The sequence below is a fragment of the Burkholderia sp. MSMB1835 genome (assembly GCF_001526365.1).
GTDB lineage: Bacteria > Pseudomonadota > Gammaproteobacteria > Burkholderiales > Burkholderiaceae > Burkholderia.
On the sequence record NZ_LOYP01000003.1, the window covers coordinates 111,089 to 131,908 of the forward strand.

A 20,820-nucleotide genomic window follows, 5' to 3' on the forward strand; every position below is an offset into this window, starting at 1 on the left:
GCCGTGCGCTGCCGGGGAGGCCTCATGAATGCGATCTTTTACGGTTTTGTGATTCTCACCTTCGTCGCGGTCGTGCTGTCGATCGAAGGCGTCTATCAATGGTGGAACGCGCGGCACGGCGCCGCCGCGCGCCGGATCGAATCGCGCATCCGCGCGATGTCGGCCGGCGGCAACGTCCAGCAGGAGCGGCTGTCGATCCTGAAGAAGCGGATGCTCGACGAGTCGAAACCGTTCGACCGGCTGCTGCTGCGCGTGCCGCGCGTGCACGCGCTCGATCTCGTGATCCAGCAGTCGGGCCTCGACTGGACGCTGCCGAAGCTGATCACGCTCGGTGCGACGTTCGCGGCGCTCGCGTGGTTCGTGGCGAGCTTCGCGCGGTTGCCGCAACTCGCCGCGGTGCCGATCGCGCTGTTCGCCGGGTGGATGCCGATGATGTACGTGCTGCGCTGCCGCGCGCGCCGGTTGCGCAAGCTCGAGCGGCAGTTGCCGGAGATCTGCGACATGATCGCGCGCGCGCTGCGCTCCGGGCATTCGTTCACGAGCACGCTCGGGATGGTCGGCGACGAGTTTTCCGAGCCGATGGGCGGCGAATTCCGCGTCACGTTCGACGAGGTCAACTACGGCGTGTCGCTGCACGACGCGCTGATGAATCTCGCGACGCGCGTACCGGTGCAGGACCTGCGCTACTTCGTGATCGCGGTGCTGATCCAGCGCGAGACGGGCGGCAACCTGGCCGAGCTGCTCGACAGCATCGCCGGGCTGATCCGCGAGCGCTTCAAGCTGTTCGACAAGGTGCGCGTGCTGTCGGCGGAAGGGCGGCTGTCGGCGTGGATTCTCGGGCTCCTGCCGTTCGGCACCGCGGCGGTGATGGCGCTGCTGAACCGCGAGTTCCTGTCGGTGCTCTGGGAGGATCCGGCCGGGATCCGGATGGTCGGCACGATGCTGGTGTCGATGCTGTTCGGCCTGTTCTGGATCCGCCGTATCGTCCGTATTCGCGTCTGACGCGCGAGCCGAATAACGAACCGTTGCGAGGCTGTCATGCAAAACCTGAGCGTGGTCCAGGCCGTGATGCTGGGCGGCTTGTTCATCGTCGTGGCCGGCGGCGTGCTCGTCGCGATGCTGCTGTTCGCGCCGCGCGGCATCCAGCGGCGGATCCAGCAGGCCGGCGGGGCCGGGGCGGGCGCCGTCGCCGGCCCGGGCCAGGGCGACGACATGGCGTCGCGCTGGGTCGCGAAGCTGGTCGAGCTGTCCACCCCGATCTCGAAGCTGTCGGTGCCGAAGGAGGGCTGGGAGAATTCGCCGCTGCGCATCCGGCTGATGAACGCCGGCTGGCGCAACCAGAGCGCGGCCGCGCTGTATTTCACCGCGAAGACGATGCTCGCGCTCGGCCTGCCGTGCGCGGCGCTGCTGGCGCTGATCACGACGCCGCTCGGCGACGAGCGTGCGCTGCTGTCGGTGATCCTCGTGGCGCTCGCCGGCATCGGCTACTACATCCCGAACGTCGTGCTGTCGCAACGGGTCAAGGTGCGCCAGCAGAAGATCTTCGAGGATTTCCCGGATGCGCTCGACCTGCTGACGGTGTGCGTCGAGGCGGGGCTCGGGCTCGACGCGGCACTGATGAAGGTGAGCGAGGAACTGCGGTTTCGCAGCGAGGTGGTCGCGAGCGAGCTCGACCTGCTGCTGCTCGAGATGCGCTCCGGCTTCACGAAGGAGACGGCGCTGCGCAATCTCGCGCTGCGCACCGGCGTGGAGGACATCGAATCGTTCTGCGCGATGCTGATCCAGGCCGACCGGTTCGGCACGAGCATCGGCGAATCGCTGCGCGTGCTGTCGGACATGCTGCGCACGCGGCGCCGGATGCGCGCGGAGGAACGCGCGGCGAAGATCGCGCTGAAGCTGCTGTTCCCGCTGATTTTCTGCATCTTCCCCGCGCTGATGATGGTGCTGCTCGGCCCGGCGATGATTCACGTCTATCGCGTGCTGCTGCCGACGTTCGTCGGCATCGCGCAGTGAGCGGCGGGGCGCGGCGGCTTTACCTGCATCGATCGCGATCGTGCGTGCCGGCCCCGGGCGATCCGGCGGCCGGCACGGCAACAGGCTTCATGGAGGCTTCCTCCCCAGGCGGCGCCGCGAGACAGGTCGACCATAGCGGCGTCGAGGCATCCTGGACCCATGGTCGGCCATGGAACAAGCCGTAGTCCACCGCCTTCGCGGCTGCCCCCTACTGCTAACCGCTTGAAGCGGCGGCGCCCCGTATCGGGACGGCCGGCGCGCGGCGCATCACCGAAAACGACTGCCGGTATCGATCGCGCGCCGGATCGTCTACGTCACACCGTGCCTTTCTTCAGATCCTCGATGCACGGAATCCCGGCGCGCCGTTTCGGCCGCAGGAATTTCGGCACGGCGGGTGCCTGGCCGACGCCTGCGTGACTTTGGTCGCTCCTGGGCTTCAACGCGGCCCGCTTGACCTTGTGCGGAATCCGGCAACCGCCGGCCGGCAGGTCGCCGTACGGATCCTCGTCGGCCGCCGCTGCGGGCGCCGCCGGCATCGCGGGCGCGGCCGATGCGACCAGCATCGGCGCGAACGGCAACGCACGCATCCGTTCGCCGGTCAGCACGAACGCACCGTTGGCCACCGCCGGCGCGATCGGCGGCACGCCGGCGTCGCTCAACCCGGTCGGCTGGGCGTCCGACGGCACGAAGAAGACGTCCACCGGCGGCGCTTCCTGCATGCGCACGGGCGGATAGTCGGCGAAACCGGCGTTGCGCACCGCGCCATGGTCGACGTCGATCGCGAAGCCCGGCTTCGTCGTCGCGAGACCGAACAGCGCGCCGCCCTGGATCTGCGCTTCCGCACCGGTCGGGTTGACGATGCGGCCCGCATACACGCCTGCCGTCACGCGATGCACGCGCGGCTGCTGCGCCTCGATCGACACCTCCGTCACGTACGCGACGACCGAGCCGGCCGTTTCGTGCATCGCGACGCCCCACGCGTGCCCGGCCGGCAGCGTGCGCGTGCCGTAGCCGGACTTGTCGACGGCCAGCGCGAGCGCCTGGCGATGCGGCGCGTGCTCGGGGCCGGTCAGCCGCGCCATCCGGTACGCGACCGGGTCCTGGCGCGCCGCGTGCGCGAGCTCGTCGACCAGCGTTTCCATCACGAACGCCGTATGCGTATGGCCGCCCGAGCGCCACGACTGGACCGGCACGTCGACGTCGGTCTGATGGACCGATACCTGCATCGGGAAGCCGTACGGGCTGTTCGCGACGCCGTCGGTCAGGCTGGGATCGGTGCCGCGCCTGAGCATCGCCGTGCGCTCGAGCGGCGAGCCCTTCAGCACCGACTGGCCGACGACGACGTGCTGCCAGTCGCGCACGGCGCCGCTGCCGTCGACGCCGATGTCGACGCGATGCAGCACCATCGGGCGGTAATAGCCGCCGCGCAGATCGTCCTCGCGCGTCCAGATCGTCTTGACCGGGCCGAGATGGCCGGCCGCGAGATACGCGGACGACACGCGCGCGGCCTCGACCACGTAGTCCGACGTGGGCGTCGAGCGCCGGCCGTAGTCGCCGCCCGTCGTCAGCGTAAAGATCTGGACTTTCTCCGGCGCGACGCCGAGCGCCTTCGCGACGGCCGCGCGGTCGGCGGTCTGCAGCGACGAGCCGCCCCAGATCTTGATCCCGCACGCGCAGCTCGCCGGCCCGACGTCGACCGTGCAACTGAGCGGTTCCATCGCCGCGTGCGCCAGATACGGAAATTCGTAGTCCTTCTGGATCCGCGTCGCCGCCGGCGGCGCGCTGCCGGCGTCGGCCGTGCGCACCACGGTCCCCGCCGTGCCGGCGAGCTGCTTGTACGCCTGCATCTGGTCGGCGGACGTGACGGTCGAGCCGGCGTCCTTCCACGTAACCTTCAGCGCATCGCGGCCGAGCTTGGCCGGCCAGTAGCCGTTCGCGATCACGGCCACGCCGGTGCCGCCGCGATCGGTCGGGATCTCGACGACCTCGACCACGCCCTTGACGGCCCGGGCCGCCGCCGCGTCGTAGCTCGCGACCTTGCCGCCGAAGCGCGGCGGGCGCGCGACCACGGCCACCATCGTGTCCGGCAGGCGCCAGTCCATCCCGTACTTGAGCGTGCCGTCGAGCATCGCGCGCGCGTCGACGCGCGGTGTCGGCTTGCCGATGAGGCGGAACTGATCCGGCGACTTCAACGGCACCCGCTGCGGGACCGGCATCGCCATCGCGGCCGGCGCGAGCTCGCCGTAGGTCGCGCGGTAGCTGCCGGACGTCACGACGCCATTCGCGGTCCGGCACGTGGCGGGATCGACGTTCCAGCGCTGCGCGGCCGCGGCGACGAGCATCGCGCGGGCGGTCGCGCCGAGTTCGCGGTATTGCGCGAACGAGTGATTGACCGACGTCGAGCCGGCCGTCATCTGGATGCCCGTCACCGGATCCTTGTACGGCTCGCCGGCCGGCGCGAGCACGGTGCGCACGTTGCGCCAGTCGGCGTCGAGCTCGTCGGCCAGCGCCATCGGCAGCGCGGTGCTGACGCCCTGGCCGGATTCCGTGCGGTTGACGGCGACGGTCACGGTGTTGTCGGGCGCAATGATCAGGAATGCTTGCGGTGGCGAAGCCGGCGAGGTCTTGCCCGCTTGCGCCGCGGCGCGCGTCGGCGCGATGCCGAGCGCGAGGCAGCCGCTCGCCGCCATCGTCAGCTTCAGGAAGCCGCGCCGACCGAGCATCGGAGCATCGGCTCCGGTGGCGGGCGGCGCGTCGCGATGGGCGGTGTCGGCGCTTGCCGGGCGCCCGAAAGTGCGGATACGCATGGTCACAGTCTCCGGGCAGGCTCAGGCAAGCGCGTGAGCCGCATCGTGAATCGCGGCGCGGATGCGCTGGTAGGTCGCGCAACGGCACAGGTTGCCGGCCATCGCGCGATCGATGTCGGCATCGGTCGGCGCCTTGTTGCCGCGCAGCAGGCCGGCCGCACTCATCATCTGGCCGCTCTGGCAGTAGCCGCACTGCGCGACGTCGTGCCGGATCCATGCGTCGAGGACGGCCTTGCCGACCGCATCGTCGGCGAGATGTTCGGACGTCGTGATGCGCGCGCTGCCGACCGCCGACAGCGCGAGCGTGCAGCTTCGGGCCGGGCGGCCGTCGACGTGAACGGTGCAGGCGCCGCAGTCGCCGGTGCCGCATCCGAACTTGGTGCCGGTCAGCCCGAGGTTGTCGCGCAGCACCCAGAGCACCGGTGTCGACGGATCGGCGTCGATCTCGGCCGGCCGGTTGTTGATGTTCAACGTCACCATCGTGAAGTTCTCCGTTGGATACCTCGTTATCGCCCGCGAGACGGAAAGGCAATGCAGCGAATCTGAACCAATTAAAGCAGATTCGCTAAAAAACCTGCACCGGGGAATTTGATTTTTTTGCCTTTCTTAATGATTTTCGTGATTTATTTAAAGAGAATCATTTTCATCTGAGGCGCGAATGATTTAATGCGAATGAAAGAATATTGAGTTTTGCCAAAAAAATACCCGGCCGATGGAAAACGTTTGCGACTCGGGCCTATATTTGACTCGCGATCACGCCGGGAGACAGGCGGATCGGGCGGCAGGCACTGACGAACCGGTATGCGGGGCAACAGGCGCGCGGTTATCCGACGGGAGCGGGCGGCGTTTGATTGTGGGGCGGGAGGCCCCGTACGGGCGGGGTTTCGGCATGGATGCGTTGTTGGCCTGGATGGACGGATAGGCGATGAGCTGTGCTCGTCGAGGCAACGTTTCCGGTGTCGTTAAAACAACTGTTATTGATTAGTGGAAAATTTACCGGGTGACGAAGGGGGTTAAAAGTAAAATATGCCGATTCAATAATTCTCGTCGATTCGTTCTTGTTTGTTTTTAATCCAGCCAGCCGCTTTGGATTGGTGATGGGACGGTATTTTCCGAAAAACGTCGAATAACGCATTCCGGTATTTATCCCCGGCATTTTGAATGCGCCGGCGAATGCCCGGTGTCGTCGATTCTCTTATGGGAAGGTGTGATTATGCGTATGCGCATGGGCTCGAACAAAAAGCGCGCGGAAGCACGTCCGAAATTCCTCGTCCCGACCGGCATGCTGGTCGCGCTGGTCGGCGCCGGGATCGTCCCCGCCGACGCCCTGGCTGCCTGCACCGGAACGACGACCGTCAGTTGTACCGGAGCCAGCACGTCCTATTCGAACGGCACGAACAATCTGAACCTGACCGTCCAGCCGGGCGCGACCATTTCCGTGGTGCCGTTGTTCGGCGGCACCGCGCTGTCGCTGACGGGCAGCGGCGTCACACTGACCAACAACGGCCGGATCGACCCCGCGTTGTCCGGGCTGAGCGTCGTGTCGAGCGGCACGGTGGTCGGCAATAGCGCGTCGGCGAGCACCGTCAACGTCACGAACACCAGCACGGGCGTGATGATGGGGTCGACGAGCTCGCTGGTCAACGGGCCGGCTTTGACGGTCAACAACGGCATCGGCGGCACGACGAACATCACGAACGCCGGCACGATCGGTACGACCGGCCTGCTCGGCTTCGGCGCGGGGCCGACCGCGCAGGTCGTGACCACGTCGGGCGGCGCGCAGACCAACTTCACCAACGCGAGCGGCGGCACGATCAACGGTTCGGTGGCGCTCGCGCCCAGCGGCACGCCGGGCGCAGGGAACACGTTCACGAACGCCGGCACCGTCACGGGCAACGTGTCGCTGGGCGCGGCCCTCGGCACGTCGAACACGTTCAACGCGCTGACCGGGTCGTCGGTCGGGCTCGGCGTCGACGCCGGGCTGGGCGGCAACAACACGCTCAACCTGCAGCTGAACACGGCCGCCGGCGGCGCGGCGAACGGCGCCATCGCGGTCGATACGTACGGCAATTTCAACAACCTCGCCGTGCAGGGCGGCACGTGGGACATCACCGGCGCATCGACCGCGACGAACGCGTCGCTGACCGGCGGCACCGCGATCGTCCACGGCGCCGGCGCGCTGGGCACCGGCACGATCGTCGGCGGCGGCGGCACGCTCGAGGCCGGCACGGCCGGCGTGAACCTGCTCAACAACGTGACGCTGACCGGCGGCCTGACGGTGGACGGCGCGACCGGGCTCGGGTTGTCGGGTGCGATCGGCGGCGCCGGTGCGCTGAACGTGAGCGGCACCGGCACGCTGGCGCTGAACGGCGCCAATTCGTTCACGGGCGGAACGAATCTGACGGGCGGCGGCGGGCTCCTCGTCGGCACCGCGACGGCGCTCGGCGGCGGCGCGCTGAACGTGACGGGCACGGGCGGCACGCTCGGTACGAGCGTCGGCGGCACGGTGCTCGGCAACGCGGTGAACATCGACACCGGCGTCACCCTGGGTCTGAACGGCTCGGCCAATCTCGGGCTGGGCGGCGTGATCGCCGGCAACGGCGGGCTGGCGCAAACCGGCTCGGGCACGACCACGCTGCTCGGCCTGAACACGTTTACCGGCGGCACGACGTTGAGCGGCGGCGGGCTCGTCGCCGGCACGGGCGCGGCACTCGGGACGGGGGCGCTGCACGTGAGCGGCACGGGCGGCTCGCTGGCGACGAACGTCGGCGGCACGCTGCTCGGCAATACGGTGAATCTCGATGCAGGCGCGACGCTGGGCCTGAACGGCGCGGCCGGCCTGAGCCTCGGCGGCACGATCGCCGGCAGCGGCGGCCTCGCGCAAAGCGGCACCGGCACGACGACGCTGCTCGGCGCGAACACGTTTTCGGGCGGCACCGCACTGAGCGGCGGCGGGTTGATCGCCGGCAACGGCGCGGCATTGGGCACGGGCGCGCTGAACGTATCTGGCACGGGCGGCACGCTCGCGACGAACGTCGGCGGCACCGTGCTCGGCAATGCCGTCAACCTGGGCGCGGGCGCGACGCTCGGCCTGAACGGCGCGGCCGACCTGAGCCTGGGCGGTGCGATCGGCGGGAGCGGCAGCCTCGCGCAATCCGGCGCCGGCACGACGACGCTGCTCGGCGCGAACACGTTCTCGGGCGGCACGGCGCTGAGCGGCGGCGGGCTGATCGCCGGCAACGGCGCGGCGCTCGGTACGGGTGCGCTGAACGTGTCCGGCACGGGCGGCACGCTCGCGACGAACGTCGGCGGCACCGTGCTCGGCAATGCGGTCAACCTGGGCGCGGGTGCCACGCTCGGCCTGAACGGCGCGGCCGATCTCGGCCTGAGCGGCGCGATCTCGGGCGCGGGCGGCCTGGCGCTCGGCGGCACCGGCGCCACGACGCTGTCCGGTGCGAACACGTTCACGGGCGGCGCGAGCCTGACGGGCGGCGGCAGCCTGATCGTCGGCGGCAACTCGGCGCTCGGCGTGGGCGGCGCGTTGAACGTGAGCGGTCTCGGCGGTTCGCTGAGCGCCGATCTGGCGGCTGGCGCGGCGCTCGCGAACGGCATCAACCTGAACGGCGCGTCGCTGACGCTGAACGGCGCGAACGACCTCGGCCTGAGCGGCGCGATCGGCGGCACCGGCGGTCTCGTGCTGAGCGGCACGGGGACGACGACGCTGTCCGGCGCGAACACCTTCGGCGGCGGCACGACGCTGAGCGCCGGCACGCTGCTCGCCGGCAGCAATACGGCGCTGGGCAGCGGCGCGCTGAACGTCGCCGGCACGGGCGGCGCGCTCGGCGCGAGCGTGAGCGGCACGACGCTGGGCAATGCGGTGAACCTCGGCGCGGGCGCGACGCTCGCGTTGACCGGCGCGAACGATCTCGGCCTGAACGGCGTGATCGCCGGTACCGGCGGCCTCGCGCAAATCGGTTCGGGCATCACGACGTTGACCGGCGCGAACACGTTCTCGGGCGGCACGACGCTCGCCGGTGGCGGAATCCTCGCCGGCAACGGCGCCGCGCTGGGCACGGGCGCGCTGAACGTGACCGGCGCGGGCGGCTCGCTCGGCACGACCGTCGGCGGCACGGTGCTCGGCAATGCGATCCAGCTCGGCGCGGGCGCGGCACTGACCGTTGGCGGTGCGAACGATCTCGGGCTGGGCGGGATCATTTCCGGCGCGGGCGGCCTGACCGTGAGCGGCCCGGGCACGACGACGCTCACCGCGGCCGAGACGTTTACCGGCGGCACCACGATCGGCAGCGGCACGCTCGCGATCGGCGCGGGCGGCAGCCTCGCCGCGTCGAGCCCCGTCAACCTGACGGGCACCGGCGCGCAGTTCAACATCGCCGGTGCGACCACGCCGCAGTCGATCGGCACGCTGTCGGGCGTCGCGGGTTCGACGATCGATCTCGGTTCGAACAACCTGACGCTGGCAGGCAGCGGTAGCGGCGTCTTCGCCGGCAACATCGGCGGTGCGGGCGGGCTCACGCTGTCCGGCACCGGCTCGCAGGCGCTGACCGGCAACAACACGTACGCGGGCGGCACGGCGCTGACGGGCGGCAGCCTGCTCGTCGGCAGCGGCGCGGCGCTCGGCGTCGGCGCGCTCGACGTCAACGGCTCGGCGTCGCTCGGCGCGAGCGTGCCGGGCGTGACGCTCGGCAACGCGGTCAATCTCGGGGCCGGCGTCACGCTGGGGCTGAACGGCGCGAACGATCTGGGCCTGAGCGGCACGATCGCCGGCAACGGCAGCCTCGCGCAAACCGGCACCGGCACGACGACGCTGCTCGGCGCGAACACGTTCTCGGGCGGCACGACGCTCGCCGGCGGCGGACTGATCGCGGGCAACGGCGCGGCGCTCGGCACCGGTGCGCTGAACGTCGGCGGCGCGGGCGGCACGCTTGCCGCGAACGTCGCCGGCACCTTGCTCGGCAACGCGGTGAACCTCGGCGCCGGCGCGACGCTCGGCCTGAACGGCGCGGCCGATCTGAGCCTCGGCGGCGTGATTGCCGGCGACGGCGGGCTTGCGCAAACCGGCAGCGGTACGACGACGCTGCTCGGCGCGAACACGTTCACGGGCGGTACGACGCTGAGTGGCGGCGGCCTTATCGCGGGCAACGGTAGCGCACTCGGCAGCGGCGCGCTGAATGTCAGCGGTGCGGGCGGCTCGCTCGGCACGAGCGTCGGCGGCACGGTACTCGGCAATGCGGTGAACCTGGGCGCGGGCGCGACGCTGACGGTCGGCGGCGCGAACAACCTGGGCCTGGGCGGCGCGATTTCGGGCGGCGGCAACCTCGCGGTGAACGGCCCGTCGATCACGACGCTCACGGGGGCGGGCAGCTACACCGGCAACACGACGATCGGCAACGGCAGCACGCTCGCGGTGGGCGCGGGCGGCAGCCTGTCCGGCGGCAGCTTGTTCGATCTGGCAGGCGCGGGCGCGACGCTCGACCTGAGCGCGGCGACGTCGCCGCAGGCGACGGGCGGGTTGGCCGGCGTCGCGGGCGCGACGGTGAACCTCGGCGGCAACACGCTGACGCTCGGCGGAGCCGGCAACAACACCTTCGGCGGCACGATCGGCGGGGCGGGCGGGCTGACGCTGTCCGGCACCGGGACCGAGACGCTGACCGGCGCGAACACGTACACGGGCGGCACGACGATCAACAGCGGCACGCTGGCGATCGGCGCGGGCGGCAGCCTGGCCGCGGGCGGCGCCGTGAATCTGGGCGGCGCCGGCGCGACGTTCGACCTGAGCGGGGCAGCACTGCCGCAGGCGATCGGCACGCTGTCGGGCGTGGCCGGTTCGACGGTGAACCTCGGCGGCAACGGCCTGACGCTCGGCGGGTCGGGCAGCGGCACGTTCGGCGGGACGCTCGCGGGAGCGGGCGGGAGCCTGACGCTGTCGGGCACGGGCACCGAAACGCTGAACGGCACGAACACATACACGGGCGGCACGAACCTGACCGGCGGCGGCACGCTGCTCGCCGGCAACGGCTCGGCGCTCGGCACTGGCGCACTGAACACGAGCGGCGCAGGCGGCACGCTGGCCGCGAGCGTCGCCGGCACGACGCTCGGCAACGCGGTGAACCTCGGCGCCGGTTCGACACTGACGCTCGGCGGCACGAACGATCTCGGCCTCGGCGGCATCATCGCCGGCGGCGGCAGTCTCGCGCAAACCGGCAGCGGAACGACCGCACTCACCGGCGCGAACACGTTCACGGGCGGCACGACGCTGAGCGCCGGCGGCCTGTCGGTCGGCAACGACACGGCGCTCGGCACGGGCACACTCGGCGTCACCGGCAGCGGCGGCACGCTCAGCGCGAGCACGGCCAACCTGCTGCTGGCGAACGCCGTCGATCTGGGCGCCGGCTCGACGCTGAATCTCGGCGGCGCGTTCGACTTCGGCCTGAACGGCATGATTTCCGGCGCGGGCGGCGTGGTGCAGTCCGGCTCGGGCACGACCACGCTCGGCGGCGCGAACACCTACAGCGGCGGGACGACGTTGAGCAGCGGCGGACTGAGCGTGGGCAGCAACACGGCGCTCGGTTCCGGCGCATTGAACGTGACCGGCAACGGCACGCTGAACGCGAGCGTGAGCGGCACGACGCTCGGCAACGCGGTCACGCTCGGCGCGGGCGCGACGCTCGGCCTGAACGGCGCGAACGATCTCGGCCTGAGCGGCACGATTTCCGGCAGCGGCGGCCTTGCGCAGACCGGCGCGGGCACCACGACGCTCACCGGCACGAACACGTACACGGGCGGCACCACGCTCGCCGGCGGCGGGCTCATTGCCGGCAACGGCAGCGCACTGGGTTCCGGCGCGCTCAACGTGACGGGCGCGGGCGGCTCGCTCGGCACGAGCGTCGGCGGCACGACGCTCGGCAATGCGGTCAATCTCGGCGCAGGATCGACGCTGACGGTTGGCGGTGCGAACGATCTCGGGCTGGGCGGCGGGATCTCGGGCAGCGGCGGCCTGTCGGTCAGCGGCCCGTCGACGACCACGCTCACGGGCGTGAACACCTATACCGGCAACACGACGATCGGCGGCGGCAGCACGCTGGCGGTCGGCGCGGGCGGCAGCCTGTCGTCGGGCAGCGCGCTCGATCTCGCCGGTACGGGCGCGACGCTCGACATCAGCGCGGCAACCACGCCGCAGACGAGCGGCATGCTGTCCGGCGTCGCGGGTACGAACGTGAACCTCGGCGGCAACACGCTGACGCTGGCCGGTACCGGCAACGGCAGCTATGCGGGGACGATCGGCGGCACCGGCGGGCTGACGATGGCCGGCACGGGGACGGAAACGCTGACGGGCACCAACACGTACACGGGCGCGACGACGATCAACAGCGGCACGCTGGCGATCGGCGCGGGCGGCAGCCTGTCGGCGAGCAGCCCGGTGAATCTCGCCGGCGCGGGCGCGACCTTCGACGTCAGCGGCGCGACCACGCCGCAGACGACGGGCACGCTGTCGGGCGTGGCCGGTTCGACGGTGAACCTCGGCGGCAACAACCTGACGCTCGGCGGGTCGGGCAGCGGCACGTACGACGGCACGATCGCGGGGGCTGGTGGCAGCCTCACGTTGTCGGGCACGGGTACCGAAACGCTGACCGGCAACAACACGTACACGGGCGGCACGAACCTGACCGGCGGCGGCACGCTGATCGCGGGCAGCGGTTCGGCGCTCGGCACGGGCGCGCTGAACACGAGCGGCGCGGGCGGCACGCTCGGCACGACCGTCGCAGGCACGACGCTGACCAATGCGATCAATCTCGGTTCGGGCTCGACGCTGACGGTCGGCGGTGCGAACAATCTCGGCCTCGGCGGTGCGATCTCGGGCAGCGGCAATCTGGCGGTGACCGGCCCGTCGACGACGACGCTGACCGGCGCCGGCACGTACACCGGCAACACGACGATCGGCGGCGGCAGCACGCTGGCGGTCGGGGCGGGCGGCAGCCTGTCGTCGGGCAGCGCGATCGATCTGACCGGTGCGGGCTCGACGCTGGACGTGAGCGCGGCCACGTCGCCGCAGACCACGGGCGCGCTGTCCGGCGCAGCGGGTTCGGCGGTGAACCTTGGCGGCAACACGCTGACACTCGGCGGGTCGGGCAACGGCACGTTCGGCGGTACGGTCGGCGGCACGGGCGGCTTGACGCTGTCGGGCACCGGCACGGAAACGCTGACTGGCAACAACACGTACACGGGCGCGACGACGATCAACAGCGGCACGCTGGCGATCGGCGCGGGCGGCAGCCTGTCGTCGAGCAGCCCGGTGAATCTGGCCGGTGCGGGCGCAACGTTCGACGTCAGCGGCGCGACCACGCCGCAGACGACGGGCACGCTGTCGGGCGTGGCCGGTTCGACGGTGAACCTGGGCGGCAACAACCTGACGCTGGGCGGCACGGGCAACGGCACGTACGGCGGCACGATCGCCGGCGCGGGCGGCAGCCTGACGCTGTCGGGCACGGGTACCGAAACGCTGACCGGCAACAACACGTACACGGGCGGCACGACCCTGAGCGGCGGCGGCACGTTGATCGCGGGCAGCGGCTCGGCGCTCGGCACGGGTGCGCTGAACACGAGCGGCGCAGGCGGCACGCTGGCCGCGAGCACGCCGGGCACGACGCTCGGCAACGCGGTGAACCTCGGCGCGGGTTCGACGCTGACGGTCGGGGGTACGAACGATCTCGGCCTCGGCGGCGCGATCTCGGGCAGCGGCAACCTCGCAGTGAATGGTCCGTCGACGACGACGCTGTCGGGCGCGAACACCTACACGGGCAGCACGACGATCGGCGGCGGCAGCACGCTGGCGGTCGGCGCGGGCGGCAGCCTGTCGTCGGGCAGCGCGATCGACCTGTCCGGCACCGGCGCCACGCTCGACCTGAGCGCGGCCACGTCGCCGCAGACGAGCGGCGCGCTGTCCGGCGGCACGGGCACGAACGTCAACCTGGGCGGCAATACGCTGACGCTCGGCGGTTCGGGTAGCGGCACCTATGCGGGCGTGATTGGCGGCACGGGCGGGTTGACGCTGTCGGGCACCGGCACCGAAACGCTGACGGGCACCAACACGTACACCGGCGCGACGACGATCAACAGCGGCACGCTCGCGATCAGCGGCAACGGCAGCCTCTCGTCAAGCAGCCCGGTCAGCCTGACGGCGTCCGGCGCGACGCTCGACCTGAGCGGCGCGTCGTCGCCGCAATCGACGGGCGCGATCTCGGGCGTGGCGGGCTCGACCGTGAACCTGGGCAACAACAACCTGACGCTCGGCGGCTCGGCCAGCGGCACCTACGCGGGCAACATCGCCGGCACGGGCGGCGTGACGATGTCGGGCACCGGCACCGAAACGCTGACCGGCAGCAATACGTACACCGGCGCGACGACGATCAACAGCGGCACGCTGGCGATCGGCGCGGGCGGCAGCCTGTCGGGGACGACGCCGGTGAGCCTGACGGGTGCGGGCGCAACCTTCGACCTGAGCGGCGCGACCACGCCGCAGACGACGGGTACGCTGTCGGGCGTCGCCGGTTCGACGGTGAATCTCGGCGGCAACAACCTGACGCTCGGCGGCACGGGCAGCGGCACGTATGACGGCACGATTGCCGGGGCAGGCGGCAGCCTGACGCTGGGCGGCACGGGCACCGAAACGTTGAACGGCACGAACACGTACACGGGCGGCACGAGCCTGACCGGCGGCGGCACGTTGATCGCGGGCAACGGCTCGGCGCTCGGCACGGGTGCGTTGAACACGAGCGGCGCGGGCGGCACGCTCGGCACGAGCGTGGCCGGCACGACGCTCGGCAACGCGGTGAACCTCGGGGCAGGCTCGACGCTGACGGTCGGCGGCGCGAACAACCTGGGCCTCGGCGGCGCGATCTCGGGCAGCGGCAACCTCGCGGTGAGCGGCCCGTCGACGACGACGCTGACCGGCGCGAGCTCGTACACCGGCAACACGACGATCGGCAACGGCAGCACGCTGGCGGTCGGCGCGGGCGGTAGCCTGTCGTCGGGCAGCGCGGTCGATCTGGCCGGCGCCGGCGCCACGCTCGATCTGAGCGCGGCCACGTCGCCGCAGTCGACGGGCGCATTGGCAGGCGTCGCCGGTTCGACGGTGAACCTCGGCGGCAACGCGCTGACGCTCGGCGGGTCGGGCAGCGGCACGTTCGGCGGCACGATCGCCGGCACGGGCGGCAGCCTGACGCTCGCGGGCACCGGTACCGAAACGCTCACCGGCAACAACACCTACACGGGCGGCACGACGTTGAGCGGCGGCGGCACGCTGCTCGCCGGCAACGGCTCGGCGCTCGGCACGGGCACGGTGAACACCAGCGGCGCAGGCGGCACGCTCGGCACGAGCGTGGCCGGCACGACGCTGACCAACGCGATCAACCTGGGCTCGGGCTCGACGCTGACGGTCGGCGGCGCGAACAACCTGGGCCTCGGCGGCGCGATCTCGGGCAGCGGCAACCTCGCAGTGAGCGGCCCGTCGACGACGACCCTCAGCGGCATCGGCACGTACACGGGCAACACGACGATCGGCGGCGGCAGCACGCTCGCAGTCGGTGCGGGCGGCAGCCTGTCGGCGGGCAGCGCGGTCGATCTGTCGGGTACAGGGGCCACGCTCGACCTGAGTGCCGCGACGACGCCGCAGACCACGGGCGCGCTGTCCGGCGCAGCGGGTTCGGCGGTGAACCTCGGCGGCAACACGCTGACGCTCGGCGGGTCGGGCAACGGCACGTTCGGCGGCACGGTCGGCGGCACGGGCGGGTTGACGCTGTCGGGCACGGGCACCGAAACGCTGACCGGCGCGAACACGTACACCGGCGCGACGACGATCAACAGCGGCACGCTGGCGATCGGCGCGGGCGGCAGCCTGTCCGGCAGCAGCCCGGTCAACCTGGCCGGTGCGGGCGCAACGTTCGACGTGAGCGCGGCGACGACGCCGCAAACGACGAACGCGCTGTCGGGCGTCGCGGGTTCGACGGTGAACCTCGGCGGCAACAACCTGACGCTCGGCGGCACGGGCAGCAGCACGTACGGCGGCACGATCGCCGGCGCGGGCGGCAGCCTGACGCTGTCGGGCCCGGGTACCGAAACGCTGACCGGCAACAACACGTACACGGGCGGCACGAACCTGACGGGCGGCGGCACCCTGGTCGCGGGCAACAACACGGCGCTCGGCACCGGCGCGCTGAACACCGGCGGCGCAGGCGGCACGCTGGCCGCGGGCACGCCGGGTACGACGCTGACCAACGCGGTGAACCTCGGTACGGGCTCGACGCTGACGGTGGGCGGTGCGAACAGCCTCGGTCTGAGCGGCCCGATCTCGGGCAGCGGCACGCTCGCGCTCAGCGGCCCCGCGACGACGACGCTTTCCGGCGCCAACACGTACACCGGCGGCACCAGCGTCACGGGCGGCGGCACGCTCGTCGCCGGCACGCCGACCGCACTCGGCAGCGGCACGCTGAGTGTCGGCGGCAACGGCGGCACGCTCGGGACCAGCGTGCCCGGCACGACGCTCGGCAACGCCGTGAACCTCGGCACGGGTTCGACGCTGACGGTGGGCGGCGCCAACAACCTCGGCCTGAGCGGCCCGATCTCGGGCGGCGGCAACCTGGCGGTGAGCGGCCCGTCGACGACGACCCTCAGCGGCGCGAACACGTACACGGGCGGCACGGCGATCGGCAACGGCAGCACGCTGGCGGTCGGCGGCAACGGCAGCCTGTCGGCCGGCAGCGCGCTGACGCTGGCCGGCAACGGCGCGACGCTCGACGTCAGCGGCACGACGACGCCGCAGACGGCCAGCGCGCTGTCGGGCGCGGCGGGTTCGACCGTGAATCTCGGCGGCAACACGCTGACCGTGGCCGGCCCGACGGGCGGTTCGTTCGGCGGCACGATCGCGGGTACCGGCGGCTTCGCGGTGCAGGGCGGCGGCACGCAGACGCTGACCGGCGCCAACACGTACACCGGCGGCACGACGATCGGCAGCGGCAGCATGCTCGCGCTTGCCGGCGCAGGCAGCCTTGCGCCGACGAGCCCGGTGACGCTCGCCGGCAGCGGCGCGACGCTGGACCTCACGGGTTCGGCCGCACCGCAATCGATCGGCACGCTGTCGGGCACGACGGGTTCGAACGTGAACCTCGGCGCGACGCCGCTGACCGTCAATACCGCCGGCACCAGCTCGTTCGCGGGCACGCTGTCGGGTACCGGCCCGCTGACGCTGGCCGGCACGGGCGCACAGGTGCTGAGCGGGACCAGCACGCTGTCCGGGCCGACCACCGTGACGGGCGGCACGCTCGCGGTCACCGGTTCGCTGGCCAACTCGCCGGTGACCGTCGGCAACGGTGCGACCGTCACCGGGACGGGCACGATCGGCGGCCTGGTCGTGTCGGGCGGCGGTACCGCATCGGTCCTCCAGCTCGGGCAGCCGCTGAAGGTCGCGGGCAACGCGACCTTCCAGCCGGGTTCGACGCTGCAGGTCGGCGCCACGCCGCAACAGAGCGGCGCCCTCGACGTGACCGGCTCCGCCACGCTCAACGGCGGGTCGGTACAGGTCGTCGCGGCGACCGGGCAATACCAGCCGGGCAAGCTCTACACGATCGTGAATGCCGGCGCGGGCGTGCAAGGGCAGTTCAGCGCGGTGAACTCGACGTATGCGTTCCTCACGCCGACGCTCACGTACAACCCGGCGCAGGTGCTGATGTCGCTGGCGCCGAACGGCACGCCGTTCTCGTCGGTCGCGACGACGCCCGACGGGCAAGCGGTGGCGGGCGCGGTCGGCACGCTCGGCGCGGGCAACCCGCTGTTCGACACGGTGCTGACGACGGATGCGCCGACCGCGAACCGCGCGTTCACGCAACTGGCCGGCGACCTGTATCCGAGTACGCGCAGCGTGCTGTTGTCGGATAGCCGCTACGTGCGCGACGCGGTGCTCGATCGTGCACGGCTCGGTTCGCAGCCGGGCGGGGCGCTCTGCGGTTGCGAGGCGCCGGTGTCGGCGGACGATCACTCGGCGGCGCTCGACCGGCGCATGGCCGCGGAGAACGGCTGCACGCCGGCCAAGTCGTTCAAGCCCGCGGTGTGGGGCCGGCTGTACGGTTCGCATAGCCGGTTCGACGGCGACGGCGTCGCTTCGATCGATCGCAACCTGTACGGCTTCGTCGTCGGTACGGACGCGGAAGTCAGCAGCCACTGGCGCGTCGGTATCGCGGGCGGCGCGTCGCGCAGCCAGCTCAATACCGACCAGAACGAGTCGGCGAAGGTCAACGGCGAGACGATCGCGCTGTACGCCAGCGGCCGATACGACGCGTGGAACGTGCGCGGTGGCGTGTCGCAGTCGTGGTACCGCGTGCATAGCGAGCGCAATCCGTCGTTCGGCAGCTTCTCCGATCACGACACCGCGAGCTACGACGCGAACGCGACGCAGGTGTTCACGGAGATCGGCTACTCGACGGCCATTCGCAACGTCGCGCTCGAGCCGTTCGTCGGGCTCGGGTACGCGAGCCTGCACACCGACGGCTTCAAGGAGAACGGCGGCGCGGCTGCCCTGCAGGGCGATTCCGACACGACGGGCCTCGGCTTCTCGACCCTCGGCGTGCGGGCCTCGACCGACGTCGCGGTCACGACGAAGGGCAAGGTCACGGCGTTCGGCACGGTCGGCTGGCGGCACGCGTTCGGCAATACGCAGCCGGCGTCGAGGCTGTCGTTCGCGAGCGGCGGTTCGCCGTTCAGCGTGGTCGGTGTGCCGGTCGCGCGTGACGCCGCGGTGCTCGAGGTCGGTGTCGACGCGGCCGTCACGAAGAACCTGTCGCTCGGGTTGTCCTACAGCGGCCAGATCGGCGGCAGCATCAGCGACCACGCGCTGTACGGCAATCTGCTGTGGAAGTTCTAAAGGGAGGCGGGGGCCGCTCGCGACGGAAGGTATCGTCGTGAGCGGTCAATCGTCGATCGATGGTTCGATGATGTTCGGTTGTCAGGTTCGCATTGCATATGTTTCGTGATGCGAATCAATTTTCATGAAGTGCGTCGCTTGATGTCTGGTGTCCCGTTGCATCGGCCTGTTTAAACCTGTTTCAACGCTTTGCCGTATCGGGCAATTCGCGAACGATTCGCGCCGCCTTCGCAGCGGCAGGGTCCACGCGTCATCGCTCGAGCCGTTCCGCGGTTGTCCAACCGAAATGAGGTTATTCATGAAAACGAAAACGAACGTGAAATTGACAGGCATCGCCTTGTCGGTCGCGGCTTTGTTCAGCCTGGCCGCCTCGGCGTCCCAGGCGGGGGTACTGGCTTCCCCGGTGGGAAGTGTCAGCAAATCCGACGGCCTCATCGTCGCAGGCGGGTCCCCCGCGCCCGGGGAACTCGTCGGCACCGTGACGGGATGGGGGAACGGGGTGGTGACGGTCGGCAGCCCGAATGCGGGCGGTATCTCGATCGGGCTGGCCGGGACGGGGACGGGAAGCGCGACCATCGATATCGGTAGCGGATTGCTCGAGCCGGTCGCAGGTGTGGCCGGTACGGTGACGGGGGCGTTGGGGGGTGTCGGTGGTGGCGGCGGTGGTGGTGGCGGCGGTGGGGCAGGTGGTCTCGGTGGTGTGGTCGGCACGGTAACCGGCGCACTGGGTGGCATCGGCGGTGGCGGGACTGGTGGTCTCGGCGGCGTTGTCGGGACAGTGGGCAATGCAGCAAGCGGCGCGGTCGGTACGGTGACGGGTGCTTTGGGTGGTGTCGGCGATCCGGCTGGCGGTCTTGGTGGTGTGGTCGGTACGGTAACCGGTGCACTGGGTGGTGTCGGCGGTGGCGGGACGGGTGGTCTCGGTGGTGTTGTTGGCACGGTAGCGAATACGGCCACGGGTGCAGTCGGGACGCTGACTGGCGCGTTGGGTGGTATTGGCGGCGGGACCGGTGGTCTGGGCGGCGTTGTTGGAACTGTGGGCAACGCGGCAAGCGGCGCAGTCGGTACGGTGACGGGCGCTGTGGGTGGAGTGGGTGATCCGACCGGTGGGCTTGGTGGTGTGGTCGGTACGGTAACCGGCGCACTGGGTGGCATCGGTGGTGGCGGGACTGGCGGTCTCGGTGGTGTTGTCGGGACAGTGGGCAACGCAGCAAGCGGCGCAGTCGGTACGGTGACGGGCGCCTTGGGCGGTGTCGGCGATCCGACCGGCGGGCTTGGTGGTGTGGTTGGCACGGTAACCGGTGCACTGGGTGGCCTCGGCGGCGGGACTGGTGGTCTCGGTGGCGTCGTCGGGACAGTGGGCAACGCAGCAAGCGGCGCAGTCGGTACGGTGACGGGCGCTTTGGGTGGAGTGGGTGATCCGACCGGTGGGCTTGGTGGCGTGGTTGGCACGGTAACCGGCGCGCTGGGTGGCCTCGGCGGCGGGACTGGTGGACTCGGTGGCGTTGTCGGGACAGTGGGCAACGCAGCAAGCGGCGCGGTCGGTACGGTGACGGGTGCCTTGGGTGGTGTCGGCGATCCGACCGGCGGGCTTGGTGGCGTGGTTGGCACGGTAACCGGTGCATTGGGTGGCATCGGCGGTGGCGGGACGGGTGGACTCGGTGGCGTTGTCGGAACGGTGGGTAACGCGGCAAGCGGCGCAGTCGGAACGCTGACTGGCGCGTTGGGCGGTGTTGGCGGCGGGACCGGTGGTCTCGGTGGCGTTGTTGGAACGGTGGGCAACGCGGCAAGCGGCGCGGTCGGTACGGTGACGGGCGCCTTGGGCGGTGTCGGCGATCCGACTGGTGGGCTTGGTGGTGTGGTCGGTACGGTAACCGGTGCACTGGGCGGCATCGGTGGCGGCGGAACTGGTGGTCTCGGCGGCGTTGTCGGCACGGTAGCGAACACGGCCACGGGTGCAGTCGGGACGTTGACTGGCGCGCTGGGCGGTGTTGGCGGCGGGACTGGTGGACTCGGTGGCGTTGTCGGGACAGTGGGCAACGCAGCAAGCGGCGCGGTCGGTACGGTGAC

The 20,820-nt window shown here is 71.0% G+C and carries 5 protein-coding genes and 1 pseudogene; 4 read left to right on the plus strand and 2 right to left on the minus strand.

Annotated elements, in window-relative coordinates; translation table 11 throughout:
- Window positions 1–24: 24 nt before the first annotated feature.
- Entirely contained in the window at window positions 25–1,002 is a 978-nt protein-coding gene (locus WS96_RS01725) for a type II secretion system F family protein (protein WP_034209053.1), read from the plus strand.
- Window positions 1,003–1,038: 36 nt separating this feature from the next.
- Entirely contained in the window at window positions 1,039–2,013 is a 975-nt protein-coding gene (locus WS96_RS01730) for a type II secretion system F family protein (protein ID WP_059830177.1), read from the plus strand.
- Between the two features lie 314 nt (window positions 2,014–2,327).
- Here WS96_RS01730 and WS96_RS01735 read toward each other — a convergent pair whose 3' ends face one another.
- Together WS96_RS01735 and WS96_RS01740 are read right to left on the minus strand one after the other, a co-directional pair.
- Window positions 2,328–4,820 carry a xanthine dehydrogenase family protein molybdopterin-binding subunit gene (locus tag WS96_RS01735; RefSeq protein WP_059830179.1) on the minus strand — a complete coding sequence of 831 codons (2,493 nt, stop codon included), beginning with the start codon at window positions 4,818–4,820 and terminating at the stop codon, window positions 2,328–2,330.
- A 21-nt stretch (window positions 4,821–4,841) separates the two neighbouring features.
- A complete protein-coding gene (locus WS96_RS01740) occupies window positions 4,842–5,300 on the minus strand; it encodes a (2Fe-2S)-binding protein (protein ID WP_034209056.1) in 459 nt (152 codons plus the stop codon).
- A 733-nt stretch (window positions 5,301–6,033) separates the two neighbouring features.
- Between WS96_RS01740 and WS96_RS01745 the strand changes: the two genes are divergently transcribed.
- Both WS96_RS01745 and WS96_RS34950 read left to right on the plus strand, forming a co-directional pair.
- Window positions 6,034–18,750 carry an autotransporter-associated beta strand repeat-containing protein gene (locus tag WS96_RS01745; RefSeq protein ID WP_059830180.1) on the plus strand — a complete coding sequence of 4,239 codons (12,717 nt, stop codon included), beginning with the start codon at window positions 6,034–6,036 and terminating at the stop codon, window positions 18,748–18,750.
- A 298-nt stretch (window positions 18,751–19,048) separates the two neighbouring features.
- Window positions 19,049–20,820 (plus strand): annotated as a pseudogene (locus WS96_RS34950) (beta strand repeat-containing protein); the annotation flags it as partial.

What these genes read in the sequence shown, in the direction of transcription:
- WS96_RS01730 (WP_059830177.1), top strand. Translation starts at nt 1,039, where the DNA reads ATGCAAAACCTGAGCGTGGTCCAGGCCGTGATGCTGGGCGGCTTGTTC.
- WS96_RS01735 (WP_059830179.1), bottom strand. Translation starts at nt 4,820, where the DNA reads ATGCGTATCCGCACTTTCGGGCGCCCGGCAAGCGCCGACACCGCCCAT.
- WS96_RS01745 (WP_059830180.1), top strand. Translation starts at nt 6,034, where the DNA reads ATGCGTATGCGCATGGGCTCGAACAAAAAGCGCGCGGAAGCACGTCCG.
- WS96_RS01725 (WP_034209053.1), top strand. Translation starts at nt 25, where the DNA reads ATGAATGCGATCTTTTACGGTTTTGTGATTCTCACCTTCGTCGCGGTC.
- WS96_RS01740 (WP_034209056.1), bottom strand. Translation starts at nt 5,300, where the DNA reads ATGGTGACGTTGAACATCAACAACCGGCCGGCCGAGATCGACGCCGAT.